Origin of the sequence: Flagellimonas flava (assembly GCF_900129665.1) — a bacterium.
Lineage (GTDB): Bacteria > Bacteroidota > Bacteroidia > Flavobacteriales > Flavobacteriaceae > Flagellimonas > Flagellimonas flava.
The window spans coordinates 69,744-96,485 of sequence record NZ_FQWL01000005.1 but is presented as its reverse complement, the minus strand read 5'-3'; the positions used below and the strand labels follow the sequence as shown (position 1 = coordinate 96,485).

General features: G+C 40.9%; 21 protein-coding genes and 1 pseudogene. 6 read left to right on the top strand and 16 right to left on the bottom strand.

The window, feature by feature from the left end; all coding sequences use genetic code 11:
- Positions 1–50: 50 nt before the first annotated feature.
- From BUC10_RS14180 to BUC10_RS18055, 8 genes and pseudogenes are all read right to left on the bottom strand, one after another.
- Positions 51–2,213, bottom strand: coding sequence for an alpha-galactosidase (locus BUC10_RS14180; RefSeq protein WP_116465779.1), 2,163 nt, complete (start codon positions 2,211–2,213; stop codon positions 51–53).
- On the bottom strand, positions 2,210–3,409 hold the full coding sequence (locus BUC10_RS14175; protein ID WP_084732663.1) for an aldose epimerase family protein: 1,200 nt from the start codon (positions 3,407–3,409) through the stop codon (positions 2,210–2,212). The genes BUC10_RS14180 and BUC10_RS14175 overlap by 4 nt, the downstream gene beginning before the upstream one ends.
- A 276-nt stretch (positions 3,410–3,685) precedes the next feature.
- On the bottom strand, positions 3,686–5,191 hold the full coding sequence (locus BUC10_RS14170; RefSeq protein WP_084732662.1) for a RagB/SusD family nutrient uptake outer membrane protein: 1,506 nt from the start codon (positions 5,189–5,191) through the stop codon (positions 3,686–3,688).
- 11 nt (positions 5,192–5,202) lie between these two features.
- Positions 5,203–8,571 carry a TonB-dependent receptor gene (locus BUC10_RS14165; RefSeq protein WP_084732661.1) on the bottom strand — a complete coding sequence of 1,123 codons (3,369 nt, stop codon included), beginning with the start codon at positions 8,569–8,571 and terminating at the stop codon, positions 5,203–5,205.
- Between the two features lie 131 nt (positions 8,572–8,702).
- Positions 8,703–9,908, bottom strand: coding sequence for a FecR family protein (locus BUC10_RS14160; RefSeq protein ID WP_073180834.1), 1,206 nt, complete (start codon positions 9,906–9,908; stop codon positions 8,703–8,705).
- A 212-nt stretch (positions 9,909–10,120) separates the two neighbouring features.
- The gene (locus tag BUC10_RS14155; RefSeq protein ID WP_073180832.1) at positions 10,121–10,765 is read right to left on the bottom strand and encodes an RNA polymerase sigma factor; all 645 of its coding nucleotides are present in this window, start codon (positions 10,763–10,765) and stop codon (positions 10,121–10,123) included.
- Between the two features lie 216 nt (positions 10,766–10,981).
- Positions 10,982–12,898 (bottom strand): sulfatase-like hydrolase/transferase, encoded by a 1,917-nt coding sequence (locus tag BUC10_RS14150; RefSeq protein ID WP_222843731.1) that lies wholly within the window; start codon positions 12,896–12,898, stop codon positions 10,982–10,984.
- 480 nt (positions 12,899–13,378) lie between these two features.
- A pseudogene (locus tag BUC10_RS18055) lies at positions 13,379–13,873 on the bottom strand (NAD(P)-binding oxidoreductase).
- Between the two features lie 284 nt (positions 13,874–14,157).
- On the opposite strand from BUC10_RS18055, the gene BUC10_RS14135 reads away from it, so the two are divergent.
- From BUC10_RS14135 to BUC10_RS14110, 6 genes are all read left to right on the top strand, one after another.
- Entirely contained in the window at positions 14,158–14,736 is a 579-nt protein-coding gene (locus BUC10_RS14135; RefSeq protein WP_073180825.1) for a TetR/AcrR family transcriptional regulator, read from the top strand.
- Positions 14,737–14,809: 73 nt separating this feature from the next.
- The gene (gene ahr, locus BUC10_RS14130; protein ID WP_073180823.1) at positions 14,810–15,814 is read left to right on the top strand and encodes an NADPH-dependent aldehyde reductase Ahr; all 1,005 of its coding nucleotides are present in this window, start codon (positions 14,810–14,812) and stop codon (positions 15,812–15,814) included.
- A gap of 118 nt (positions 15,815–15,932) precedes the next feature.
- Positions 15,933–16,346, top strand: a complete 414-nt coding sequence (locus tag BUC10_RS14125) for a nuclear transport factor 2 family protein (protein ID WP_073180820.1) — start codon at positions 15,933–15,935, stop codon at positions 16,344–16,346.
- A gap of 19 nt (positions 16,347–16,365) precedes the next feature.
- A complete protein-coding gene (locus tag BUC10_RS14120; RefSeq protein ID WP_073180818.1) occupies positions 16,366–16,809 on the top strand; it encodes a nuclear transport factor 2 family protein in 444 nt (147 codons plus the stop codon).
- Positions 16,810–16,915: 106 nt separating this feature from the next.
- The gene (locus BUC10_RS14115; protein ID WP_073180816.1) at positions 16,916–17,995 is read left to right on the top strand and encodes a zinc-dependent alcohol dehydrogenase; all 1,080 of its coding nucleotides are present in this window, start codon (positions 16,916–16,918) and stop codon (positions 17,993–17,995) included.
- 141 nt (positions 17,996–18,136) lie between these two features.
- Positions 18,137–18,811, top strand: a complete 675-nt coding sequence (locus BUC10_RS14110) for a ZIP family metal transporter (RefSeq protein WP_073180814.1) — start codon at positions 18,137–18,139, stop codon at positions 18,809–18,811.
- Between the two features lie 184 nt (positions 18,812–18,995).
- On the opposite strand, the gene BUC10_RS14105 is transcribed toward BUC10_RS14110, so the two are convergent.
- The 8 genes from BUC10_RS14105 to BUC10_RS14070 all read right to left on the bottom strand — a co-directional run bounded on the left by BUC10_RS14105 (position 18,996) and on the right by BUC10_RS14070 (position 26,616).
- Positions 18,996–19,349, bottom strand: a complete 354-nt coding sequence (locus BUC10_RS14105; RefSeq protein WP_073180812.1) for a DUF983 domain-containing protein — start codon at positions 19,347–19,349, stop codon at positions 18,996–18,998.
- An 11-nt stretch (positions 19,350–19,360) separates the two neighbouring features.
- Positions 19,361–20,245 carry a formylglycine-generating enzyme family protein gene (locus tag BUC10_RS14100; protein ID WP_084732660.1) on the bottom strand — a complete coding sequence of 295 codons (885 nt, stop codon included), beginning with the start codon at positions 20,243–20,245 and terminating at the stop codon, positions 19,361–19,363.
- A 4-nt stretch (positions 20,246–20,249) separates the two neighbouring features.
- Entirely contained in the window at positions 20,250–21,281 is a 1,032-nt protein-coding gene (locus BUC10_RS14095) for a S1C family serine protease (RefSeq protein WP_073180809.1), read from the bottom strand.
- A 26-nt stretch (positions 21,282–21,307) separates the two neighbouring features.
- Positions 21,308–22,201 carry a DUF6268 family outer membrane beta-barrel protein gene (locus BUC10_RS14090; protein WP_073180808.1) on the bottom strand — a complete coding sequence of 298 codons (894 nt, stop codon included), beginning with the start codon at positions 22,199–22,201 and terminating at the stop codon, positions 21,308–21,310.
- Positions 22,202–22,213: 12 nt separating this feature from the next.
- Positions 22,214–22,753: a DUF4136 domain-containing protein gene (locus tag BUC10_RS14085; RefSeq protein WP_165614908.1), complete on the bottom strand. Its 540-nt coding sequence runs from the start codon at positions 22,751–22,753 to the stop codon at positions 22,214–22,216.
- Between the two features lie 179 nt (positions 22,754–22,932).
- Positions 22,933–23,925, bottom strand: coding sequence for a transporter (locus tag BUC10_RS14080; protein WP_073180806.1), 993 nt, complete (start codon positions 23,923–23,925; stop codon positions 22,933–22,935).
- 4 nt (positions 23,926–23,929) lie between these two features.
- Entirely contained in the window at positions 23,930–25,699 is a 1,770-nt protein-coding gene (locus tag BUC10_RS14075) for an arylsulfatase (RefSeq protein ID WP_084732659.1), read from the bottom strand.
- A 110-nt stretch (positions 25,700–25,809) separates the two neighbouring features.
- The gene (locus BUC10_RS14070) at positions 25,810–26,616 is read right to left on the bottom strand and encodes a transporter family protein (RefSeq protein ID WP_116465778.1); all 807 of its coding nucleotides are present in this window, start codon (positions 26,614–26,616) and stop codon (positions 25,810–25,812) included.
- Between the last annotated feature and the right edge of the window lie 126 nt (positions 26,617–26,742).

Below are 26,742 nucleotides of genomic sequence, written 5' to 3'. Positions count from 1 at the left end.
CTTATGAGTCATATAGTGTTTGGCCATTTGTATAAAAATTCTTTATCATCTCAGTTGTATTGATATCTGTAAAGTGCAAAACTGTTCGCTTTAGGCAACATGAATTGAATACTTCCTTGATCATCCACTAATGCTTCAAAGTCCTGACCATGGCCAAGTATACTGGTCATGATTACTTTTCTGCCTTGAGGAAGCCAAGTATTTATGGATGCTGCGTCGTTGTCATTACCTTCCCTGAACACAAGAAAGTAGCCCTCATGGTTCTCCTTTAAGGATTGAAAGCCTGTCCATGATTTTCCTGAAGGTTCTTCACCAATGGGTAAAATAATGCCTGAGTGAATGTCATGCATGACCTCCTTATATCCCTGTACGATCGGGGAAATGTCAAATGCCTTTTCAGGAAGATTGCTCCCTTCAAACCAAGCCAATGGCTGGCCCATCATGGTTATGGCAAACTGATAGTCGAAGGGTAGTTTGTGGGGAGCGAATGGATCATCCGACCTATATTTTTCCTCGTTGCGCCATTTGTTCAAAAATTCTATTTGAAGATTTTCTGCAGGAACATAGCGGGAGAGCATCCACAGGTTTCGCAATGTCCAATGTGGGTAGTAATTGCTCCAATCCGTATACCGATTTTCAAGGAAAATGTTTCCATATTCCTGTAAATAATGGTAGCCTCCCCGTTTTCCCGCGGTCGCATCCAAATTAAACACTACCTTGCCTTCGGTATCTTCCACTACTTTGTCGAAAAGCCTGCGAAGATTGATTTCAGATTGTTTATCAGGCAATTCAATGCCATCAATCTTAAAATTCGTTATACCATATTTTTCGTATAGCGATAAAAGCACATTTGCATCCTGCTCCCAATTCTTATAACTATCTGCATCGCTTGGATGAAACCAGAGTCCCAATTTTATACCAAGGAACTTGGCTTTTTCAAGTATTGGTTCCAGGCCATTGGGGAACCGTTCCGGATGGGGCTCCCAACTTTCCGCATCCCACTGGTTCCACAAATTCCCGGATTCATCAACAGAATTTTTTGAAAGGCCTTTTTGCCATCCATCATCCAATTGCAAATGGGTTATGCCCAATCTAGATCCTGCCTCCAACTCGCGTATTGCGAATACTTCGTTGATTTTTCCGTCTTGGCCGCGATCTCCCCAAGTGTTCATCATCAACATCTCGTCACGGATTGAATCACGGTTCCGCAATTGTTTTTGATACAATCGCAATGCTTCAAGCTTACCCAACTCATCCAACCCTGCCACTCCAATTACAACTCCGTACCCCCTTGTCCATTCCGTTTCCTTTATATTGGAGGTATTCATTCCCAGACCCACGACCTGTAGTTCATCGTACTTGAAATAAAAATCATAGCCCGGATAATACAATTGCTTATTGGATAGAGGGGCCTCTTTTAAAACAAAAAGCTGCTCTTCTTTTATCTGGTCAAAGGCAAACAATAGATTACCCTTTAGCAATAAGGGTCGATTAAAGGCCAAGTAGTTCTCGTCTTGTATTAAATTGTTGTTTATGTCGGTAACATCCTTAAAATCAACAACGTTTAATTTCCAATGGTTGCCAGGCATTATGAGCCTATCCAAGATTGGGAACGGATTGGTTTCTTCTAATTGTTTTAACAACTTTTTTTCTTCCCCCGACATTGCCGATTGAGTAAAAGTCTTATCATTCCAATCTATCCTTGTTTTTCCTTTGAGATAAATATCGCAGACTATGGCTGGAGTATCAGGATAAATTCTGAACACCTTTTTAATATGTAATTCACCAAGGGAATATTTTAGGGTGGCCTCCAGATGACCATTCAAGATATTAGTGCCTGCAACCCACTGAGCTTCAAATGTTGCATTTTTCGGGGAACTACCCTCCTCAGGAAAAGTAGTATTTGGTTCAGTTTTTATTGCCCAAGTATGATTGGAATCCTTATTGGTGATGGCCAAGCCAAGTAGATTACCTCCGTTCCATAGAAATTGTCGTTCAATTCTTGTATTTCCCAGTATAAGGGTGTCATTTTCCAAACGTGCATAACAACTCTCTTGATATAGTGATTCGGCCGATGCAAAAGTTGGAACTGACCAAACGATGAAAAAAAGTAGGTGGAGAATTGTATGTCCATTTTGCCCAAAAATTTTGTTTGTAAAACAATTGAGCGTTTTATTTAAATTGTTGCCGATATTTTCTTTCAACTCAATCATTTCTTGATTCCAAACTTGTAAACTGTTTTGTGGGTATAGGTTTCACTGGGAAGTAGCACTGGGCTTGGGAAATGATGCTGGTTAGGGGAATTAGGAAAAAACTGTGATTCCATACAGAATCCACCATTTTTTATGATGGGTTTCCCATACTTTCCGATTTGGGTGCCATCCAAGAAATTGCCCGTATAGAATTGGAGTCCGGGTTTGGTGGTCAGTACGGTAAGAGTCCGCCCTGACTTGGGTTCTAGTACCTTTGCGGCCAAACTAAGAACGTCCCTTTCTGTTTTGTTAAGAACATAATTATGATCGTATCCCCCAGAAACGGAGCCTATTTCCAAACCAATGGTTTTTGGAGCTATAAAATCCATTGGCGTATTCTTTACAGAGATAATCTCACCAGTAGGTATCAGTGTCTCATCAACAGGGGTATAAAAATCCGCGTTAATGCTTACTTCATGCCCCAATACATTTTCGATTGGGTCATCACCGTCTGAAAGGCCTAAAAGGTTAAAATAACTATGGTTCGTCAGGTTGATTATTGTCGGCTTGTCCGACGAAGCCCTATATTCTATGACCAGTTCGTTATTCTCGGTCAAGCTATAATCGACCTGTAGATCGACATTTCCCGAATATTCGGATGAATTTTCGGAACTATGGTATGTCAGTCTTAGTCTTGGTTGTTCTTTTTCATCGACAATTTGTGACGACCAAAGAACCTTGTCCAAATTTCCCTTGACTCCGCCATGAAGATGGTGGTCGCCATTGTTAGCTGACAATACATGCTCCTTTCCGGCTAGGCTGAATCTTGCATTACCTATCCTGTTGGCGTATCGGCCTACAAGAACACCAAAATAGGAATCGTTTTTATGGTACAGGTCTTCAAACGAATCATATCCAATTATGATATCGGCGCTATTTCCATTTCGGTCAGGGGTTTGCACCGATACCACCGTGCCTCCGTAATCGGTAATTTTGACAACCAGGCCACTAGAGTTTTTAAGGCTGAACAAGTTGACTTTTTTACCATCGGGCATAATACCAAAAACTTCTTTAGTAATTAAAGAATCGCTCATATTATCAAATCCGAAAACCTCCATTGTAGTTAAAAAAATAAGTAGTACAACAGTATACCCCTTTGGCCAATAATTGACTTTCTTAAAGCCTTGTTCCATTATTTGTTCATCTTTTATAATCATTCTAGGGAATTTTGTGTTCTAGAAACTGCTGTAGAGTATTCGTATTAATCTTGAATAAGTCTAATACCTTAGAAAGGAAGTTCAGATATGACTAAAGAATCAATTGTAGATAGGCTTAGGCTCATTTTTTTAAAAAGAGCACCCTGATTCCAATTCGTGGTGTAGCAGGGATACTCTTTTCTTAAAAAAACCTAACTCAAATAATTACTAACATAGCCCCTCTAAAAAGGCCTTTTGCTTGCACAACTATCCGTTAATCGTTTATCCTAACACCAATCAATATCCAGGATTCTGTTCAAGACTTGGATTCACCGAGAGTTCGTTTGCAGGAATTGGATAAAGTACGTGATGAGGCTGAATACCATCCTCAGCAAATTCCTCTTGCGACATGACCTCATAAAATATTCCATACCTCACTAAGTCGAAACGCCGCTTCAATTCAAAGTTTAGTTCTAATTCCCTTTCCAATCGAACAGCATCCCTGAATTCATCTTGACCCAATCCCGATAAGGGTGCAAGTCCGGCCCTATCCCTTACCTCATTAATGGCATCGTAAGCATCTTGTGTTGGGCCATTATTTGCTTCATTATCAGCCTCTGCTATAAAAAGTAATACCTCTGCATATCTATAAATTGGGAAATTTGTTGGCTGCCTTCTGCCGAAATTTCTAAACTCGTTATAAGGTCGGCCTGAATCAAAGTATTTTAGGCTGTATGGCCTTGTTTCCTTCGGATTGGTACCTCCATTGAATTCAGTATAATTCCAAATTCTAACAGGGGAATCCACAGAGGCCGTTTCAGTACTTACAATAATCGTATCAAAAGAGGCCGATCGTCGCAAATCCTCATCGGAATACTTGTTATATAGACCCCAATCTCCATTATAATTTGAAGTTCCCGATTGATATCCTATAAAGTTCGGTCGTGTTCGCGCCGGAAAAAATGCCTGAAGACTGCTCTCTGCCATATCCCTTTGGGTAGAAAAAATATGTTCAGGGCCATTTTCGTTGGCTATCAACCAAAGATCGGAAAACGGTCTTACCAAGCTATAAGTTCCCGAGGCCTTAACTTCTTTCGCCTTGGCTGCCGCCAATGCCCATTTGGAATCATCTTCTAAAGGAAATCCGGCCATAGTCAGATATACATTGGCAAGTAACGTCTTTGCAAACCCTACCGTGGGCAATCCCGGTCTTCCAAAATCGACACCTTCCAACAAAGACTCTGCCTCCAAAAGATCATTTTCAATCAACGCATATACCTCGGCAACTGGGCTTCTGCCCACCTCAAGTCCAGATCCCAGGTCGGATATGGGTTCGGTAACAATGGGCAAATCTCCAAACAACTGAACCAAATGAAAATAGAATAGCGCCCTGAAGGACAAAGCGGCACCCCTATATCCAGGAATCCAACCCTCATCACGTCCCTCCAATGCCTGTAATATCTGGTTCATCGCATTGATGCCAAAATAGTTGGTTTCCCATAGAGACAGTATTCTTGGGTTATCTGTTAAAAATGTATAGTGCTCCATATCCCCTCGGATATTCCCAGGCAAGAATCTGGATGTAACATGATCAGCCCCATAACCTACGACATCCCATAAATCCCTGTCATAATAGTCGTTTCTGCCAAATCTAGTTTGCACTCCTCCAATAAGTTGTATAACATCATTCTGTGTATTGGGAAAATTATCGGGCGATAAAAAGTCCTTTGGTTCTTCTTCCAAAAAATCACTGCATGCACTTGACAGCACTATCAAGATTGCAAGAATCATTATTTTTCTCATTTTCTTTTTTTTTAAAAGGTCAAATTAAGACCGATGTTATAAATTTTTACTCCTGGAAATCCACCATGATCATAACCCAACAAAATGTTTTGATTAGATAAATTGTCATTTCCTCCTCTTGAATTCACTTCAGGATCATAGCCCGGATAATTGGTTATAGTAAATAGGTTTTGGCCACTCACATATACTTTGGCAGCCTGTATTTTTAACCTGTCTAATAATGTTCTTGGAAAATTAAATCCTAGCGACAAATTTTGTAATCGTATATAGGACCCATCATGAATATATCTGCTTGACATGTCTCCGGGTCCCTCACCAAGACCCTGAACCGTATTACTGGTGCCTTCACCATTCCAAAAGTTCCTTATCGAGGCTAAAGAATTGGATTCTCGGCCAACCCTGGAAAGTTGAAATTCGGTTGTCCAAAAAACTTCATTGCCCTGTACACCCTGAAGGGTAAAGTCCAAGTCGATATTTTTGTAAGATAGATTATTGGTTAAGCCCCATATAAAATCGGGTTGGGCATTACCGATAACAGTTCGGTCTTCAGAATCTATAGCACCGTCCCCATTGACATCTTTAAACTTTACTCTACCTGGCGCGCCACGGGGGTCATTTATGGCATCAACTTCAGCCTGATTCTGGTAAATACCATCAAACACAAACCCATAAAACGATCCCAAAGGTTCACCAGGAGTCAATATGCCGCTCTCGCTTATCTCACTAAAGACCGAGCCAGAACTCAAGATCAAATTTTCGTCCCCACCAAGGTCCAAAACCTCGTTTTCGTTGAAGAAAATATTGAAGTTCGTATTCCACCTAAATGTATCAGAGTTTACGTTGACCGTATTCAATGCAAATTCAAATCCTTCGTTGCGCATACTACCGATGTTCTGAACCTGGCTGCTGAACCCTGTATATTTAGGAAGCTCTTTATCGAAAAGGAGATCCTCGGTTTTCTTATAATAATATTCCGCAGTGAAGTCTATTCTTTGGTTGAAAAGTCCTAAATCCAAGCCAACGTTATAGGAAGTAGTAGTCTCCCATTTTAAATCGTTGTTCGCTATACGACTTGGAATCGATCCATTCAAGGCTACTTCTTCGCCAAAATTTATAGCGACACCGGATTGGAACGCTGCTAAAGATTGGTAAGGCTGAATAGCCTGACTTCCAGTCACCCCATAGCTCCCCCTCAACTTAAGATTGCTTATGGTCTTACTATCCTTTAAGAATTCCTCTTGACTTATTCGCCAACCTACTGAAGCTGAAGGAAAATAAGCCCATTTGTTATTTTTGGCAAAAACAGAGGCTCCATCAGCCCTAAACGAAGCTGAAAGTAAATATTTGCCGCCGTAGGAATAATTGATCCTACCTAAAAAAGAAGCTAAAGTCCTCCTATCAAAGAAAGTAAATGCCGGCCCCAGGTTTGTCGCCAGTTGAATACCATTAAATCCGAGTTCATCACTGGAGAAACCTGATGCACTAGTCGATAGTCCCTTGTTCTCAATTGCTTGTGTAGTGAATCCAGCAAGGACATTCAGATTGTGTACCTCGTTGAAGGTGTTGGAGTAGTTTAGGGTATGCTCAAGCAGATAATCTGTTTGGTTTCTACTATTCACATTGGCAAATCCGATATCTTGAACACCTACCAGTTCCCTGCTATCATATCTTTGCTGCAAAAAATCCCTGAGGATATACCCAAAATTAAGCTTATACGTTAATCCTTTAACAATATCCAATTCCCCGTATAGATTTCCGAAAAGGTAGTTTGTAGATCTAACATCATCCCTTTGATTCACCAGACGCACAGGATTTTCCGCAATCGGCTCAAATGGATTATAGGTAAATGTGTTTATGGATTCATCAAAAACAGGATAAGCTGGCGAAGAAATAAGGGCTGCAAAAGTTACCGGCCCTCCATCGTTCCCAAAGCCTTCGTTCATTTTCACTAAGTTGTTCACCGTTCTTGAAAAGGAAAGATTGTTCCCAATCCTAATTTTTTTGCCTAGTTTTTGTTCTAGGTTCAATCGTATGGTCGCTCGATTGAAGTCGGCATTCTTTATGACGCCTTCCTGATCAAAATAATTGAGCGAAAAAAGATAATTTGTATTCTCGGTACCCCCGGAAACCGAAAGCTGATAATTCTGTATAGGAGCCGTCTGGAAGATTTCATCTTGCCAGTCCGTATCCGCCGCAATAGGACCATCAAGGTTAATTGAATTCGGGTTTTGATTCAAAATACTGGTCCACTCATTGGCATTCAACAAATCTATTTTCTTGTTGACATTTTGTACACCTCCATATATATTAAGGTTCACGGTCGGCTTTCCTTTTCTACCTTTTTTAGTAGTGACTATAATGACCCCATTTGCACCACGAGAGCCATAAATTGCTGTAGCAGAAGCATCTTTCAATACCTCTAAGGAGGCAATGTCATTGGGGTTTATAAAAGTTAGGTCTCCACCTATAAGTCCGTCGATTACAATTAAAGGATTGTTATCACCTTGAATGGAGTTGCTTCCTCTAATCCGAATCTGAACGGTTCCACCGGGATGGTTGGAAGTCGAAGAGATTTGCACACCTGGGGTCTGGGCTTTCAATCTTTCCTCTACCCTTGGCGCATTAATGCTGTTGATCTGCTCGTCATCCAAGGAAACCAGAGCTCCTGTTAAATCACTTTTGGCCTGCGTTCCGTAACCGATGACCACCACTTCGTCTAAGCCAGATGTGCTTTCCTGCAATGATACGTTGATACTGGTCTGTCCATTGACAGCCACCTCTTTCTTCTCAAACCCTATATAAGACACTACCAAGGTTGCATTGGCATCTGCAATTGAGATTGAAAAATTACCATCGAAATCGGTTACAACACCATTAGTAGTACCTTTCTCAACTATGTTGGCACCTGGCAATGGGGTCCCATTTGAGTCCGAAACCGTTCCTGAAACCTGAGCTTGATCCGGTTGTTGGGTCGGTTTTGATTGTTTTACCGGTTGTATAACCCTAGTAGAAGTGCCGGTCGGGGTAAGTACAATTTGTTTTTCGATGACTTTGTAAATAGCGACTCCGTTTGAAAAGAGTTCACGCAATACATTGTCTATCCGTTGCTTTTTTGCATTGATGCTTACCTTACGGCTTAAATCGAGTTCTTGACTACTGTAGAAAAATTTGAATTCCGAAACTGATTCAATTTCATTCATTACCTCCAAGATGGAGGCATTGGTCATATTGACTGTGATTTTTGCCTTTTGGGCATATCCCGTCTCTGCCTGTAATTGAAAAAAAACTGTTAATATGAGCAGTAGCGAGATTTTCATTTTCAAGTCAAACTTTGGGAATGCATACTTCCTTTTCTTAGGGAAGTTCCTTAGTTTTTTCATAATTTTGAATTGATTTTAGTTAGTTTACTTACGACTAGATCATTTGTTAATCGGAAAGTGTTGCACCACTTTCCGATTTTTTTGTTTCATAGGCTGACGGTTTAAGGTTTGTATCTAATTTGTTGATTATTTTACTTTCTTTCCGTTATAATTATTGTTTCTCCCTCAACAGTAAAGTCAAATGCAGTATGTTCGCTGAAGACTTTTAATATGATGTCCAACGATTCATGTTCAAAAGTTCCCGTAAACCTTTTGTTGTTTAAAGCCAAGAACCGGTTGTTTATTCGAACATTAAAATGGCGCTCCAATTCTTTCAAAATCAAATCGAACGAATCGTTTGCAAAAAGCAGTTTGTTTTCCTTCCAAGCAATATATTTTAATACCTCTGCATCTTCAACGGCTATGGTATTGTCTTGATAGACCGCACGTTGACCGGGAGCAATGGCTATTGGTTTCAACGCCTCGTCATTATTAGAGCGGTAGACCCCGACACTTCCCTCAACAAGTACGGTGGATGTATTGTTCTCGTTCTTGTAACTTGAAACATTGAACTCGGTACCATATACCCTGGTATTCATATCATCGGTAATTACTGTAAAAGGCCTTTCTTCATCACGCTTTACGGAGAAATACGCCTCCCCGTCGAGATATACATCTCGATTAGAGTCTTTTAAGAAGGTCACAGGGTATCTCAGTTTTGATCCCGAATTCAGAAACACATGGGTTCCATCAGATAGCATCAGTTCAAATTTCTTTCCATATGGAACGGTAAGCTGGTTGTAGTGCAAAGTTTCCTTACGCGATTCGGGTGATTCATACAGTAGGGTATTCTCTTCCTGCCGCACGATAATACTGCCTTCGGAATCCTTGACAATATTTGTGGAGTTTTCCTTAAGAACCTTGACGGTTCCATCCTCAAGTTCAAGGGTGATTTCAGAACCTGAAAGTGACGGGACAGAATTAGTATCAAAGAGCCCGGATTGATAGATTCCAAAACAGGCCACCGTAAATCCAATGAACACGGCAGCGGCCCTTAGAAGCGCAAGTTTTCTATATTTTTCGAAAAAGTGGAATTGGCGTGGGTCTTTATGGTCATCTTTTCTTCTCTCCACAATAACGCGCCACATCGTGTCAAAATCCTGTTTGGAAAGAGGGTCATTGTCAAAATTCATCAGAAGAATCTGCCTTTTGGCCTTTTCAACGATTTCTTTCTTTTCTGGATGGTCGGAAATCCAGTTTTCCCAAAAATTGGACGTCAAGGAATCACTGTCCAAAATCCATTTTTGGAAATACTCGTCCATTACAAAATCCTCAACCTCGTATTTGCAATATTTCATCAACAAAATTTTGATAATTGTCAATCTCTAATTAATAAGAGGTGATTTCTGTCATTTTACTTAAAAAAAGTTGGAATTTTCGTGAATTTCTTAATAGGTCGGTGAGAAACAACCGTGAGCCTTTGGAACAATGGGCTGAAAACCAATGATATAATAGTCTCTTCAAAAGAGCAGGGGGCCGAAGGTTTTGGCCAAGCAGAATTAGGATAGCATCACAAAAGAAAAGCTAAAACCGACAAGCTCAGATATTGCCTGAGCAACTTTAAGGTGTAAGCTACTAAATTGTACGTTTTCTTTTTGTCCAAGGACATCACCTCGGCAATTTCTTCATAGCTTAAGCGACTATAGAATTTCAAATGAATTACCTCTTGTTGCTTGGGGTTGAGTTTTCCTAAAGCTTTTTTCAATTTTTTTCTTTCCTCATCAAAGCGCTGCTTTTCAATCAAATGAATTTCCTGGGAGGGGACTGTTTCTTCAAAACGCTCTAGATGATAGAAAAACCCCAGTCTGTTTCTTTTATTGGATGCTTTCGAAATAAGGGCTCTACGAATGGATTTGTACAGATAGGATTTAATGGATTTAACTTCTCCCAACCTTTGTTTGGTATTCCATAGCTCTACAAAAAGGTCCTGTATCGTGTCTTTTACCAAATCTTGGTCATGAACCAGCTTTATCCCATAACTGTACAATCTACTAGCATTGTCATTGTAGATGGTTGCAAAAGCATTTTCGCTGCCAGACTTGAACTCCTGCCAAAGTTGAAGGTCCGAAGGTGCGTTATGCCCATTGGATGGGGTCTCCATCCGATTTTGTTTTTCATTTTTTTCGGTCTCAATATGTCGCTGGGCAATTTTCACTTGAAATAGGCTTGCTTTTTAATAGGTCACATTGTAAATCTGCAATAAATATATTTTTGAAAGTAAGGTATTATTAATAAAAAATATCATTTTGTAATAAAAATTCAAAAAAACTGCAAAAATAGTAAGAATAATCTTATTGGTATATCTAAAATATCATTTGATTAAAACAAATCTTTGTCTTGGTTCATGACTACGTTGCCGGAAGCATGTGAATTAAATTTTATATTCAGGTCCAGTGTCAATTTCAATTTTCCATTTCTTACAGAGATATCGTACCATCCTTAAATCGTAGCGTGAACGGTCATTCTCATAGTTTTGCTTATAAAAATCAACAACCGCTTTTTTGATTTTTTCATCTTCAAGTCCCAAAACATCCACTATGTTCAGCGTATGAACCCTTGAGTAATGATCGCCGTGAGCAAGATTTTCAATAAGTTTTGCACGAGCAATTTCTCGCTCACCCAAATTATACAGCACCTCCGACAACACATTGGTTACGGTAATCGAGGGATCTCCCAAGGCAAGTTTTATGCTTTTAATTTCACCCATAGCATCACTTTTCAGAATTTGAAGACCCGTTGCCCCCCAATACCTAATAGCATTGTCCTTGTGATATAAGTATTCCATAATTCGGGGCAAAGAGTCCCTTGTCGCAAGGGATACATTCTCGGCAACCTGTATTATTTTCTCTAGATTATTGCCGTCAGAACGCAGATAATCATATACTGTGGTACTTTTTGTTCGCTCCATGAGTTCAGCTTCTGGAATAAACCCTGCATCTTTGATCTTTTTTGTCCATTCGAGATTTTTCCTCCTAAGTCGCCACAAATCGGAAACGTACTCAGGGCGGTCAGCAAGATTCTCTGTTTCCCATGGGTCGTTCTCAAGATCATATAGTTCTTCTACTGGCTTGCTTTCCCAAAACGCAGACTGAATTTTGTTCAAGTTTCCCAACTCCCATTCATTTTGCCAAGATTGTATTGATCTGGCCCGGAACAAATAGTTCAAGGGTTGGCCGTATGCGCGAAAAGGCATATAGTTTTTGATGTACCTAAATCGTTTGTCGCGAACTGCTCTAGACATATCATAACGCTCATCCATCCTTCCCTTGAAAATATGTACATAATCCGATGGTTCTTCTTTGAATTCACCCAAGAACACCTTGCCCTGCATGTGGTCAGGAGCGGCAATACCTGCGAGGCCCAACATAGTGGGGGCCAAATCCACAAATGATATCATTCTAGCTACCTTTCCGCCAACTTTTGAAGGCCTCCATGTTTTGTATTTATCAGGTATCCGAATGATAAAAGGGACCCTGGTACCCGTCTCAAAGGGATAGCGTTTGCTCCTTGCCAAGACCCCACCATGGTCGCTGTAGTAGAAGACTATCGTATTTTCAGCTAAGCCACTATCCTCAAGCTCTTTCAATAGTTTACCTACCTCTGCATCCATCTGTGTAATCCTATCATAGTACTGCGCCCAGTCATGTTTTATATCCGCTGTAGGGGGGTGGTACGGAGGGATGGCCATTGCTTCAGGACGATGCACAAGTTCGGAAGAAGGAATCGAATCATGAATACTGCTTTCATGGGTAGTATGTATGTTTTTTACATGAAAGAAGGGTTGTCCTTGGTCACGGTTACTGTAATGCGCGGTTTCGGAAGATTCATCCCAGACCTCTTTCGAGATTGGAGTGTTGGTATTGTAATCTTCCTTTGCATTGTTGGTACAGTAATATCTTTTCTCTTTCAAGTATTCCGGAAAAAAACGTACAACCTGGGACAGGGGGTTGTAGCTCCTCATATGCTGACTGCCATTTGAGGTGGCATAAACTCCAGTGATAATTGTGTTTCTTGCTGGGGAACATACAGGAGCGTTTGCGTAGGCATGGGTATACAGATGGCCTTCCATGGCCAATTTGTCAATATTAGGCGTAGTGGCAAGAGAATCCCCATAACAGCCGAGATAGGCGCTATTGTCCTCGCTGACTATCCAAAGGATGTTGGGGGGCTGGGTTTCGGTCACCTTTGTACAGCTGCCTAAAACAAGCAACATTGTCAAAACCATTAGCGCTATGGGCTGTCTGGCTGACTTTAAATCCCAAAATAAATGTCCGGTTCGTAAATTCATAAATGTTTTATTGGTGGCAACATCATCTTTTTAATAAAATTTTTTCCCGCTGTTTTTATAGAGAAGGCAAAGCCAATCGAGCGCTCCATACGAATTTCATCCCAATCAATGTGACCCTAAAGCGACAACTCTTTTCTAAGACCTTTGGGAATCACTCGGCAAATTATTGTATTTGTCAAGCGTTCCAATCTTTTTAAAACCAATCGATTGGTGCTGAAAAAACAACATTAAACTTTTCTGTGTATTATATACACATATATGAAAATAGATATTTTTATTGAAGCAGGAAAACCAAGTACTGCAAACCCAGTTGCTTTGGTACAAAAACAGCAAAACTCAAAAGAGCCTATTAAATCTGGCTCCCTTAAGTGATTTGCGACCATTTATTGAGCTATTTTTAGCTATTGAATGAAAGTAAACAAAATAAAAAAACCTGTAAATCAGTAATTTACAGGTTTAATGGTTTGAAATGATGCCATTTCAGTGGAGCTTACCGGTACCTGGAACCTCTTTTAAGTTCCCGGGCTGCAATATGGAATAGTTCAACCCAGTGTTCTTGGTCAACCATTGGTCGGCATAATGCTTCGAAACATAGTAGTCCCTAAGCTGGTCAATATCGTCAATGTGCCATTTGGACGTGTCGAGCGCAAAAAGGGTGCTCAATAAAATATAACGGGGTATGTTGAGCTCTTCGGCGGCCTGCATGGTCTTAATGGCACCGTGCAAATCTACCTGAAATAAATCCTTGCCACGTTACCCCGACACAAAATAAACGGCCCCTACATCGCTGGGAACCGTGTTCACGATGTCCTTTATATCGTCGAGCAGGTTCAGGTTGATCGGACTATAATTATCCGATTCAAACAGTCTTTCTTCCCCTCTTGAAGTACCCACAACGGTATGGCCCTGTTCAAGCAACTTTTCGGTCAACAAACGGCCGACCCTGCCCGTTGACCCTATTACCAATACTTTCATTTCAATATTTTTTTGTTCCTAATTTTTTGACTGTTTCCTAAAAACCACATAAGTTTATCTAAGCCTCTACAATAACCCTTTTCAACGAGGCATTAAGGTAAACCTCTGATAGTTAATTATATATATGTGTTTTTTTGAGATAGCTACCGACTTCTGTCGTGTTTTTTCCAATGCCATTACAGACAACCCTTGAATATGAAAAGTTGCAAATGGGAAAAAAAACAAACATTTTTTTATTTCTTTTGTAAGCGTATAGATTTGTATACGACTGTTCGAATATTAAAATGAAAAAAGAGAATATACATAGGGCCTTGGAGACCGGGGTAAAGGTTTTGAGCCAGAAAGGGTACCACAATCTTGGACTTAGGGAATTCTTGGAAAATGCCGAGATTCCCAGTGGTTCATTCTACTACTATTTCAAGAGCAAGGAAGACTTTGCCGCCAAAGTACTTGAACATTATGGGGACAAGGTAGCCGCTTACTTTACTTTGAGGTTACTGGAAAGTGATGCGCCACATAAAGCGAGATTGGAAACGGTTTTCAATGAGGAATTGGAGCGATTGGAGGCCACGGCATGCAAGGAAGGATGTATGGTCGGCACCCTCACCAGTGAGATAGCCGGACAGAACGAGTTCATCCAGAAGGTGGCCGATGGCAATTACAAAAAATGGCAGGACATATTTGAGCGTTTTTTCATGGAAGGACAAGAGAACGGAGCTTTTTCCAAAGATTTTAAAGCTTCAGAAATGGCGGTGTTCTTTCTGACAAGTAGACAGGGCGTGATGACACGCATGAAAGCTGCTGGAAAAGATGAGTCCTATCGGCTGTTCAAATCCTTTATGACGAAAATGATAGAGAGTTGATTTTTTTTTTTGGCATATAATATACGAACGTTCTAATAGTAAATAATAATACAATCATACCATATAGAATTAGATGAAAGTAAATGCATACGCAGTTCAAGAGCCCAATGGAAAATTGACACCATACACCTATGAACTAGGTAAAATCGGGGCGGAAGATGTCGATATCAAAGTTACCCATTGCGGAGTTTGCCATTCAGACCTGAGCATGATGAACAACGAATGGGGCATGACGGAATACCCCCTGGTTCCTGGTCACGAAATAGTGGGGGAGGTCATTGCTATCGGAAGTTCCGTGAAAAACGTGAAAGTGGGACAAACAGTAGGCATGGGCTGGTTTTCGGGCTCCTGTATGAGCTGCTCCAGTTGTATGGGTGGGGACCATAATATGTGTGATACTGCTGAACAGACCATAGTGGGCAGACATGGCGGGTTTGCAGACCATGTCCGTGGACATTGGTCATGGGCAATCCCAATTCCCGAGGGAATGGATTCTGGCAAAGTAGGCCCATTGTTCTGTGGTGGTGCGACGGTGTTCAACCCGATTGTAATTGCGGGTGTGCAACCTACGGACTCCGTTGGGGTAATCGGTATCGGAGGGCTTGGGCACTTGGCCCTTAAGTTCTTGAAGGCCTGGGGATGTGAGGTAATCGCTTTTTCTTCAAATCCTGATAAAAAAGAAGAGATTCTTGCCATGGGGGCGTCCAAGGTCATCAACTCCAGAGACCCAAAAGAGTTGGCAGCGGTACAGGGGAAACTCAAACTTATCCTAAATACCACAAATGTCAACTTGGATTGGAATGCCTATCTATCGGCCCTTTCAAAAAAAGGAAAACTACATACTGTTGGAGCCGTATTGGAACCCATGGAAATTCCAGCTTTTAGTTTAATTGCCGGAGATAAAACGGTAGGCGGCAGTACCGTTGGAAGTCCCGAGTTGACCAAAACAATGCTGGAGTTCTGCGCAAGGCATGAAATTTATCCAACGGTGGAAGAGTTTCCCATGGAAAAAGTAAATGAGGCCATGCAGCATCTAGAGGCGGGCAAAGCACGGTTTAGAATAGTGCTTAAAAACTGATAAATCATAAAAAAGAAAAATCGCACTAATTACGGTGATGGTGCACTAGGAGTTTAAAACATCATTAAACGAAAGTTCAAATAGTAAATATTAATACAACAATAAATAATAAGAAAAAATGGAAACAGTTACAGAATTGACAAAAGAGACAAAGGCAGATGAAGTTCAAAGCTTCAATGAGTACAAGGAAGTTGAAAAGGCTTTACAGCCCTACATTGAGAGTGCCAGTACGGGTGATGGTAAGTTGAGCCGTTCGGCGTTCTTTGACCATGCCCATATCCTTGGGTCCGTGGGCGGAACCGTGTACAACCAGACCGCAGATGAATTTGAGGCAGTGGTAAACGAGGGTGGGCCATCCCCTGAAGTACAAAGCCGTATTGCCTGGATAGATATATCAGGGCCGGCAGCTGCGGCCAAGGTAGAGTTCATCGATTGGGTCGGGCTAAGGTTCACCGATTTCTTTGTCCTTTACAAGGAGGAAGGGAAATGGAAAATCAGTGGCAAGGTGTACGATTCACACGCAAACAATTAATCCATAAAACTAAATTCAGATGAAGACCTTAAGTATAGTGGTATTTTCCCTTATTGCTTTCAACTCATTTGCACAGAAGGGAACAGCGCAGGAAAAACAGAGCTTTGATGCGTACAAGGAAGTGGCCAAGGCCTTGCAGCCCTACATAGAGAGTGCCAAGACAGGCGATGGCAAATTAAGCCGTTCGGCATTCTATGCCCATGCCCATGTTGTGGGATCAGTGGACGGGGAAGTATATAATGTGACCGCGGACCAGTTTGAAGGTATTGTCGATGAAGGCGGGCCTTCCGAGAACGTAAGGCACCATATTGCATGGATCGATATTTCAGGACCGGCTGCAGCGGCCAAAGTTGAATTCTACGACTGGGGCGGATTCCGTTTCACCGACTTCTTTGTCCTTTACAAGGAGAACGGGAAATGGAAAATCAGTGGCAAGGTGTACGATTCGCACTCACGCAACTAATACATGAAACAATTTGATATCAACAGGAAGGCCCGAAAGATACTTGATCACGTTCGGGCTTTCTTTTAAAATCTGATCACAGCAAAAACAAAATAAATAAGTAATTATGAAAGCAGTAGTTTATAAAGAAAGAGCAGAAATCGAGGTCGTGGATATACCAAAACCTCAATTATTAAAAGATGATGACGTAATCGTACGTATCACACTTGCTGGTATTTGCGGAGCGGATCTCGAATTCACCCAAAACGGTCCTGAAATGGGTCTATTTGAAGGAATGCGGATCGGTCATGAATTTGTGGGTGTCGTAGACCAGGTGGGCAAGGACATTCATACCTTGAAAGTCGGGGACCGTGTTATAGCCTCCGCCATGTTCGTGGATGGGGATTGTTACTATTGTAAACGTGACCTACCTTCGGCATGCGACCATGGCGGTTTGTTCGGGACACCGCTTTTTGCACAGCACGGAGGTGATGATATTCAAGGAGGACAGGCTGAATTTATACGTGTTCCTTACGGTAATTCAACACTTTTCAAGCTTCCAGAAGGTTTGACCGGGGATGAGTATGATACCAAGGTTCTTCCACTGGGGGACAATTTTGCCACCGGTTATCACGGGGCATTGAACGCAAACATCAAAACAGGTGAGACCGTAGTGGTCATCGGTGATGGTGCGGTTGGCCTAAGTGCGGTAATGGCCGCTACATTATTTGGTCCCTCTACCATTATCCTTGTTGGGCGTCACGATAGTCGATTGGAATTGGCAAAAACCATTGGAGCGACCCATGTGGTGAACTCTAAAAATGAAGACCCTGTAGCTTTCGTCAAGTCACTTACAGAGGGACGAGGTGCAAACTCTGTTATCGATTCTGTAGGTAACAAGACCGCGATTGCACAAGGCATGGAAATGACCCAGGCCGGGGCATCGATAAGCGTTCTTGGGTTTGGCCATCTTTACGAGCAAGTCGAGCAGCCGTATTCATCAGCATTGTTTAGGAACATAACCATTCACACAGGTGTTGTAAACGTAGCTGCCTATATGAAAAAATTACTTCCAATAGTGGAGAGGGGCATTATTGACCCGAGTAAGATCTTTACCGATATTTTGCCATTGTCAGAGGCAGTGAAGGGATATGATTTGATGCGCGATCGGACATCGGGAACACTTAAAGTGGCACTGCGTCCCTGATACATTTAGTATTAGAAATTCAAAACAATTACAAAATCGATGTGTCGAAAAAGATTTTAAAAAGAATCTTTTTTGACACTCTTTTAAATTCAAAAATCATATCGTCATAACGTTCGATTGAAACTTTTAAGTAGTATTCCCATGAACAAGTATTTACTCCCTGTCATTGCCATTTTGATCGGTGTTGCCATTGCCTTTATCACCAAAAAACAGAAATCGATAGGCACAAAGCTCTTATTGTCATTTAGTGGTGCATTTCTGTTGGCATTAACACTGTTTGATCTATTGCCAGAGGTGTACCATCATTTAGAGGCCGACCAGACCGGACTTTTTATAATGTTGGGTATTTTGTTGCAAATAGTTTTGGAATTTTTCTCTGGAGGGGCCGAGCATGGCCATGATAATTTACATAACCGGGACAAAGGGTTTCCATGGTTGCTTTTCATCGGTCTTTGTATCCACAGCTTTTTGGAAGGGTTCCCGATACACGAACATAATGACATGATGTATGGTGTATTGATTCATAAGGTCCCGGTGGCGGCATTGTTGACCACATTTTTGTTCCAGTCCAACTATAGCAAAGTTCAAATTGCTGGTTTCCTGATCGCATTTGCGGTAATGACCCCTTTGGGCACCTTTATATCCAATAATACGATATTGGCCACAGAATATTTGGATATCGTCAATGCTTTGGTTATCGGTATCTTTTTGCATATTTCCACAACTATTTTATTTGAGGCGGGCGAAGGCCATGAGTTCAACCTATCCAAGTTGTTAACGATATTTTTGGGTGTTTCAATTGCCCATTTTATCTAATTGTTCACAAAACGAGGCTCAAAATAAGTTACGACAAGGGTAATGGACTAGCTTTAAATGATAATTTCCAAGAAAACGGCGGGTTAATGAGACTCTCTGGGCAAAAGATAAAGATTCCTAAGAATTGTTCAATTCTTAAAACTCAAATCGTTCGTATGAATGGTTCTAAAAGTTTATGGCCAAGTCAATTTCGGTACTCTTTAAAAAGATAAATCCATAATATCCGTGAAATTCTCAGGTTGAATGAAGAGAGGAGGATAAGAACTAAGGCAATAACCCAAATGATTCGTAGGTCAAAACGTTCTGAAAAGAACGGACTGGCCATCAGATATGTCAAGATACCTTGACCTACTGTAAGTCCATAGCTAACATACATAGCCCCGTAGAAGAAACCTGGTTCTTTACGGTTTTTAAAGCCGCACTTCGGACAACTCTCGTTCATTTCAGCTTTTCTGAAATTGAAGTAGATGTTGGAGTTTTTGAAAATTTTCCCTTCACCGCAGTTGGGACACTTATTGGTCAAAATGTTTTTGATCATCGTTATGAGTTTTAATTGTTAGGGATATCTTTTACGCATCTAAAGCCTACATGCATTAGAGAGGTTTCAGGTGTGGAACCACTTCTTCCTGATACTCGATACCCATGACAGACCATTGGGTCGCATAGATAAGAACCTCCTCGCTGGGCCTTTTCACTTTCGGCTTTGGGAACGAACGGTTCCGAACTTTGATCATAAGGTATTTTCCAGTTTTCACACCACTCCCATACATTGCCAGCCATGTCCTCTAAGCCCAAAGGGGATTCTCCAAAAGCTCCTACGGGAGAAGTGTATTTGTAACCGTCTTTCACGCTATTATAAAGTGGGAAAGCACCTTGCCAGACATTTGCTTGGTATTTGCCATCTTTCATAAGGGTATCTGAGCCCCAAGGATACTTAGCTGTCTTTATAAGTCCTCCGTTTCTTGCCGCATGTTCCCATTCTTGCTCAGTGGGCAAACGTTTGCCAGCCCATTTGCAATAGGCTTTAGCATCATTCCAGGACACTTGGGTGACTGGGTGATTATCCTTTGCATTTGCTCCTTTAGGACCTTGTGGAAACATCCAATTGGCGCCAGCAACCAAAGTCCATTGACCTATCTCCATTTGAAATACCCCTGCATTGCCGAATTTTTCCGCATCCGTTTCATAGGCTGTTTCTTGTACGAACGTTCGGAACTGGGCCACCGTTACGGGGTGGATATCCATATAGAATGATTTTGTCACCTTTTCATGAACTGGCCCCTCTTGTTCAAATACTTCATTGGATCCTATTAGGCTCGTACCGCCAGAAATCACTACCATTCCCTCTGGGCTGCTTTCTGTTGAGCTAACAAACGAGCTGAACAGCGTTGCTGTAATTATCAATGCCGTTATAATTGGGATAAATTTTTTCATTGCTTTAGTTCTTTAATTGAACGGACAACTTCTCTATTTTTCCACCCCTAAGGACTTCCAGTTTGAGGTAGCCATTCTCGTGTTTTTTGTCTTTTATGGTTTGGACTATTTCTTCCAAAACATCTAAGGAATCTAGTTTGATATTGTTCACGCTTAGGACAATATCTCCTCCTAGTGTTATTTCTTCTTCGTTAAATTCAGTGGTTAGAATTCCACCTTTTAATCCAGCAAAGTCTGCCGGAGAAAGCGGAACAACCCTTTGGATTAGGAGACCACTTTTTTGAGGAACATTGAGCAAATAAGCCAAACCTTCATCGAGTATATAACCATCTAGTCCTGTGTACAGGCTATTTTCATCTACCACCAAATTCTTGGTAACATTAGAGGTTGCAGCGAACCCAATTCCTTCAAAACCTCCAGATTCAGAGAGGATTGAACTCACAATTCCGATTACCTCGCCCTTATTGTTAAACATCGGACCTCCCGAATTACCGTGATTGATCGCTGCATCGGTTTGAAAAAATTCGGCCCTCAGGAAACCAGTAGTTTTATTTAGTTCTTGGTGTCTCCTGCTTATGTGTCCTACAGAGAGCGAATGTGAAAGCCCATAGGGAGCTCCAATGATGCACACTTTATCTCCTATTTGGGTCTTATCAGAGTCTCCTAGTGTTACCACGTTCATTTGGTCGGGTATCCAGGCCAGTTTTAGCAAAGCGATATCTGCACCTTTGGACAATCTGATGACTTTAGCAGGAACTTTTTTTCCTGAAGTGAATCTGATTTCAATCTTCTCTGCTGTTTGAACAACATGCGCCGCCGTAAGGACCAAACCATCCTTTGAAATCACAACTCCAGATCCCTGACCCTCTTCATACAATGTAAATGATGGATTTGAGCGATCCTTTGAATTGGCTATAATTTCAACTACCGCATCATTGACTTTTTGGTAGGTTTCTGAGGGGGTCATTTCGGATTGCCCAGCAACCTGGTGAAAACTGACGATTAAAGCAAAGATTAGATTGAAAATGGTTTTCATAACATTAGAAATGAGTGGTTCTGGACTTACTTTATCAAGAGAAAACTAGCTTTCACGAATGCCCCATTTTCTAGACCATAATCCTCAGTATCACCATTGACATCTGTTGCCGTGAGTTTCCTCTTTAGCGAGATACCTCCTGACAACTGAAGTCTTACGCTTTTTGATAAATCGGTTGCAATGGTTGGCCCAATATTGTATCTGGAAAATTTTACACTTTCGATCTGGCCTATGTTGGTTTCTGCGTCCTCAACATTCAAGGCATACTCATTACCTTGAAGATCTACACGAAACCCAAGTATCATTTTGTTAAGACGGTATCTCACAGCCGCCTGAACGGGTGCCAAAACCAGAACATCTAAATTGTCCTTTCGATAAATGAACTCTCCCATAGGAACCAATTGAGGCTCACCAAATCCATTGGTATAAGCTGCACCCAAACCGAACTTAAATCCTTTGTTTGTTATATGTCTTATAAGACCTGATGCTTGAAGGGTAAATGCATCCGATGTTAAACTTCCTGAGAAATCTGAAGCTATGGTAGGTGAAAGAATTGCCCTTATCGCCCAATTATCGTTAAGCTTCTGATTAATTCCAGCCGATAACTTCAGTGCATGTAGATTGGCCTCAACACTTCGGTCATTTGGTAGGTCATTTAAAGGCCCGCCTAGAAATGTATAGTCTATACCACCCAATAAAATGGTCTTGTCGTTTTTTAACTTGAATGGAGCTAAAAAGAATGCTTTAAACTCAGAAAGATTTATTTCAGTTTCCTGAAGCTGTTGATTAGAAGGATTATCCAAACTTACTGCTGGATTAAAGGTGTATGATATACCTGCCAGGTTAAAGTCTTCTTCTTGAGCGCTGATTTGCAAGTAAGAGATTGCTACAATTAGTACGGTTAATATCTTAGTTTTCATAACTCCTTGTTTTTAAAGAATTTGGTCTTTTTTGTATTGGTTAAAAATGGCTTTAACGGCTTCGTTTATTTTTTCTTCCAACTTGATTGAGTTAGAGGAAATGACTCCTGATGTACTTCCGTGCCAAACAACTTCCTTGGTTTTGGAATCAATAAAATCGACTATCAAGGTACCTTCCGTATATTCTCGAATTTCGACCTCAGTGATTTGATACTGCCACCTTCTCCTACCGTAATAGTTGGTGTATGTGTCAAAGTCTTGTTTTGCATCAATTACCACGAAATAGTTGATTAAGATATCTGGGCCAGTAACGCCAGAATTGGTCTGAACAACTGATAATGATCTGGCCTCCTGTTCGATAGCTGTTTGCAATTGCATTTTTTGAGTGGGGTTTACATTGGGCAAGAAGCCTTCTTCGGTATCGGCAACCGTGTAGAAGTTGTATTTTTTCAAATCTGCATTGTCAGCAATGTCGCTGGACACTCTTAAACTGGAGCAACTTGCAAATACTAGTGCAAGTGCTACGTATAAAAATTTCAATGTTGTTTTCATGACTAATAATTTTAGGTTGTTAAACATAATTTCTGGTCAAACTTACCCTTGAAAAAGCTTGTAAACACTCGAGAACTTCCCATCGTGCCTATTGGGTTTCCCAACGTAAAACGGGAATTTTAGACATAAAAAACCACCTGCAAAACAGGTGGCCCAAACAACTAAACTCAAAAATGAGACTAATTACTTTCTATATAGTTTTTAAACTTGTTTTGAAAATCATGAAAGCTCCAACTTAGGGTGATTTTTGTAAGGGTTCCATCAAGTGACACATTGTCGTTACCTGACGAAAAGGATTGATTATGTGTCATTGTTAGATTTAGATTGTCATTGATGTTGAAGCCAAGTGAGGCGCCTATCAGGTGTACATTTTGACCTGCTTGCTCATTTACCAATGCGCCTGTTTCGTTCAAAAAGAATTCCGAATCACCTCCATTGATATAACTGTAATCCAAAGACAGATAGCTCTTGTTGGTGATATCTCTGGTCAAATGGCCCTCTAGAGTGAAAAGTCCTTTCTGTTGAACCTCTTGTCCTTGAAAATCATTGTTGTTGGATATCAAGGTGTAAGCGGGGAATAGCTCAAGTGTAGTTTTCTTTCCATCAATCCAAGGGCCTATACGTTGTATGAATGGAAGCCCAAGCTTCAACTTGAATTGATTACTACCGATGTTTACCGCTTCATCGGATTCATATTGTCCTATGGGAAAAGTCAATCCAGCCTGAAAGTAGAGTAATGAGGGACTTTCATGTCTTACAAAGTCCTTGATCATTAATCCTTTTGCACCGATTAGATTTATGGTGTTCAACCAGGTTAAATCTCCAAATCCATGCTGAAATATGGTATTGGAACTACCTACAGGCCCAGGTGCATCTACATCCAAGGTTGCTGTTAGGTTTCCTGCTGGCATAATAAGCGTTGAATAAAACGTTCTGCCGAAAATGGGTTGACTTCTTGTGTAAGTTAACATGTACAAGTTACTTTCAACCGTAGCATCGGGGTTAATAAAACTCAAGTTGTTTATTGAAGCATTGGCCTGAGCACTTATAAAATGGGCGCTCAAAATATTCAGATTCTTTGGTACTGCTGCATACGTTCGTGGTCCATCAATCTGTGCAAATAGGTTTGCTGATGATATAATTACTAGAAATAATGTTATTGCTTTTTTCATGATTTTAGTTGTTAGATTTTGTTTCTACTGGGATTTCACTTCCTCGACCAAAGTCAGGGTCGTATACTGGGGGTCTAGGTGGTAATTTGTCCTCCATGCCATCAAAATTCGTTCTGTTAGGTATTATGACATTATTCTCTTTTTGATATTCATCCCAGTCCAGTTTCAATTCTTGAAGCTTGGAAGGATTTTTAGCTGCGAGGTCAAAGCGTTCTCCAGGATCTTGTTTTACATTGAATAACTGCCATTCCCCATTACCTATTGGTTCGGGAACATTTACAATTTTCCAATCCCCTTTTCGTATTGATCTGGCGCTGAACAATTCTGTGCCTAAGTAGTCATTTTCACTTCTCGGAGACATGGTTTTACCATCTAACATACTGGCCCATGATTTACCTTGTATGGCAATGTTGGTTTGGTAGTTGTTAGAAGAGACTCCCGCTAACTCCAAGAATGTAGGTGCGATATCCTTTACATGCAGAATAGCTTCCGTGTTGATAACTCCCTGGTTGTCTTGGTTGGGGGAAACCACAATCAAAGGCGATCGAATACCCCCTTCATAGGTAGTATATTTGAATCCATAGAAAGGCGCACTTGAAACTTGTGCCCATGAAGGTCCATACGCAGTGAAAGACTCGGCCCTTCCCCAATTTTGAAAACCGTGGGTATACGTTTTGGCCATCCAATTGGCGGCGGCTGTACCAGGATACTTTTTATAGGTAGAAGCTTTGTCATTTACATCTGGACCATTGTCCGAAAAGAAAACGATGTAGGTGTTATCTTTTAAATTGTTCTTTTCCAGATACTCCATTAATCGTCCTATTTCCATGTCCATATAGTCTAGGACAGCAGCATAGATTTCCATTTTTCTGGCAGTTGTGACTTGAGCCAGTACTTTCAACTCGTCAAATCCAGGGATGTACCAAAGGCGTTCACCCATTTCGGTTTTCTCCGAAAGAATGCCCATTTCAACCATACGCTCTAAACGCTCGTCTCTTAACACATCCCAACCGTTGTCAAAAACACCTTTGTACTTTCGTAACCACTTATTGGGAACCATCAATGGGTCATGGGGAGCTTGATGGGCCAAGTATGCAAAGAATGGTTTACCATCATGCTTGTTCTCATCTATGTAAGAGATGATTTTATCAGTAAATGTGGTTGTGGCATAGTAATTTTTAGGAAGCTTAGAAAGATACTGGTCATCTTCAACAAAATGATTAGGTGTTGCATCTTCATCAGGACCATTCATTGAAAAATAACTTCCAGAGCCAGATAACATGGAGAAAGAACGTTCAAACCCACATGCTGAAGGGAGATGCTCTTTGTTTTTCCCTAAATGCCATTTTCCCGTCATGTATGTATGATATCCATTATCTTTTAGGATTTCCGCAATGGTTGGAACCTCTTTGCTTAAAAAACCTTCATAACCTTTTTCATTGATTTGATTGGGTGCTGGATATTCATACATATTGCCCAATCCAACTAAATGATTGTCAATTCCCGTTAAAAGCATAGAACGGGTTGGTGAACATGTCGGAGCTACATAATAGTTGGTATAGCGGGTACCCTCCTGGGCCAGCTTATCTATGTTCGGGGTGTTTATTTCACCTCCAAAAGCACCCACATCGGAGAACCCCATGTCATCTGCTACGATGACGAGGAAATTTGGCTGGTCTTTTGTTTTCTCTTGCGCATAGGTCTTGCCACATAGAAGGAGCACTATCAATGCAAGCAGAGAAAGCATTTTCGATTTTAATTGATTCGTTTTCATAATTTTCAAATTATCAGGTTGTACTTATTTTAATTTTGACACAATGTTATGGATGTGAAGTAGGTCTTACCACTGGTATTTCCCGAATGGGGCATTTCATCTTCCCAACGTTACTCGGTGTTACTTTTCTTTTGGAATATGGCTTTAGGAATCAAGGCGGTAAAGGAGACTTTAAATGTCCAATCACCTCCAGTAAGTTCTGGGCTTTCAATTAGGTAATCGGCTCCAACCTGCACGTTAAATGGAAGAAACCCTTTTGGTTTAACAAGTTTTCCAAAACCGATTCCCATTGGAATCGTCCATCGATTATCTGAATTAGCTTCCCACTTGGCCACCACTTTGGGAGAGGTGGATAAATAGTATCCGTTGGGCAAGTTGTAGTTAATAAAGGGCTGAATCGTAAATGCTGAATTATCACTTTCCAGGGACCAAACGTTATTGATCAGCATCCCAATTACCCAATTACTTGGTTTAATTACACCTACAATGGATGGCCCTACTCCCCATTCTTTAAGGCCTAAATTTTCACCTGCTGTTGGTAAGTTGAATACTGGTCCTATACCCCAACTTATTTTGCCCTTTTTTGTGTAGAACACAGAAAGGTTTACATCACCTATTCCATTAAAATTTCCCGACTCGGTAAAAACATTTGGCTGGTTGACAATGGGTAGAATTACCCTGGTAATAATCTTTCCATCCGCAACAGGTATAACGGGCTGAATATTGGTAACGTTCATTGTCCGATCAAATGGACCAACTCCAAAAGTGGTATTGTTTTGAAATGGGACACTAATAATGTTGGCAATGGGATCTTGTGCAATTTTGGCCAAGTCTTCCTCGGTAAGTTGGCCAAACCCTTTTGAGCAACCTAGATAAAGGCAAAGTAGTAAGAATACAATGGGTTTAATTTTTTTCATGACTTCTAGATTTATTGATTATTGACCAAATCTAGAAGCGCTGATAACCATAAACACCCCGCAATTACCTATCGTTATCGTATTACTTCCCAACGTATTGATTATTGCCAGATGATGATGATAATT

Excerpts from the sequence above, each read along its gene's own strand:
- BUC10_RS14080 (WP_073180806.1), bottom strand. The coding sequence starts at position 23,925 with ATGAAAAAAGCAATAACATTATTTCTAGTAATTATATCATCAGCAAAC.
- BUC10_RS14090 (WP_073180808.1), bottom strand. The coding sequence starts at position 22,201 with ATGAAAACTAAGATATTAACCGTACTAATTGTAGCAATCTCTTACTTG.
- BUC10_RS14170 (WP_084732662.1), bottom strand. The coding sequence starts at position 5,191 with ATGAGAAAAATAATGATTCTTGCAATCTTGATAGTGCTGTCAAGTGCA.
- BUC10_RS14105 (WP_073180812.1), bottom strand. The coding sequence starts at position 19,349 with ATGATCAAAAACATTTTGACCAATAAGTGTCCCAACTGCGGTGAAGGG.
- BUC10_RS14115 (WP_073180816.1), top strand. The coding sequence starts at position 16,916 with ATGAAAGCAGTAGTTTATAAAGAAAGAGCAGAAATCGAGGTCGTGGAT.
- BUC10_RS14165 (WP_084732661.1), bottom strand. The coding sequence starts at position 8,571 with ATGAAAAAACTAAGGAACTTCCCTAAGAAAAGGAAGTATGCATTCCCA.
- BUC10_RS14175 (WP_084732663.1), bottom strand. The coding sequence starts at position 3,409 with ATGATTATAAAAGATGAACAAATAATGGAACAAGGCTTTAAGAAAGTC.
- BUC10_RS14100 (WP_084732660.1), bottom strand. The coding sequence starts at position 20,245 with ATGAAAAAATTTATCCCAATTATAACGGCATTGATAATTACAGCAACG.
- BUC10_RS14125 (WP_073180820.1), top strand. The coding sequence starts at position 15,933 with ATGGAAACAGTTACAGAATTGACAAAAGAGACAAAGGCAGATGAAGTT.
- BUC10_RS14075 (WP_084732659.1), bottom strand. The coding sequence starts at position 25,699 with ATGAAAACGAATCAATTAAAATCGAAAATGCTTTCTCTGCTTGCATTG.
- BUC10_RS14070 (WP_116465778.1), bottom strand. The coding sequence starts at position 26,616 with ATGAAAAAAATTAAACCCATTGTATTCTTACTACTTTGCCTTTATCTA.
- BUC10_RS14095 (WP_073180809.1), bottom strand. The coding sequence starts at position 21,281 with ATGAAAACCATTTTCAATCTAATCTTTGCTTTAATCGTCAGTTTTCAC.
- BUC10_RS14085 (WP_165614908.1), bottom strand. The coding sequence starts at position 22,753 with ATGAAAACAACATTGAAATTTTTATACGTAGCACTTGCACTAGTATTT.
- BUC10_RS14160 (WP_073180834.1), bottom strand. The coding sequence starts at position 9,908 with ATGAAATATTGCAAATACGAGGTTGAGGATTTTGTAATGGACGAGTAT.
- BUC10_RS14180 (WP_116465779.1), bottom strand. The coding sequence starts at position 2,213 with ATGATTGAGTTGAAAGAAAATATCGGCAACAATTTAAATAAAACGCTC.
- BUC10_RS14120 (WP_073180818.1), top strand. The coding sequence starts at position 16,366 with ATGAAGACCTTAAGTATAGTGGTATTTTCCCTTATTGCTTTCAACTCA.
- BUC10_RS14135 (WP_073180825.1), top strand. The coding sequence starts at position 14,158 with ATGAAAAAAGAGAATATACATAGGGCCTTGGAGACCGGGGTAAAGGTT.
- ahr (WP_073180823.1), top strand. The coding sequence starts at position 14,810 with ATGAAAGTAAATGCATACGCAGTTCAAGAGCCCAATGGAAAATTGACA.
- BUC10_RS14150 (WP_222843731.1), bottom strand. The coding sequence starts at position 12,898 with ATGAATTTACGAACCGGACATTTATTTTGGGATTTAAAGTCAGCCAGA.
- BUC10_RS14110 (WP_073180814.1), top strand. The coding sequence starts at position 18,137 with ATGAACAAGTATTTACTCCCTGTCATTGCCATTTTGATCGGTGTTGCC.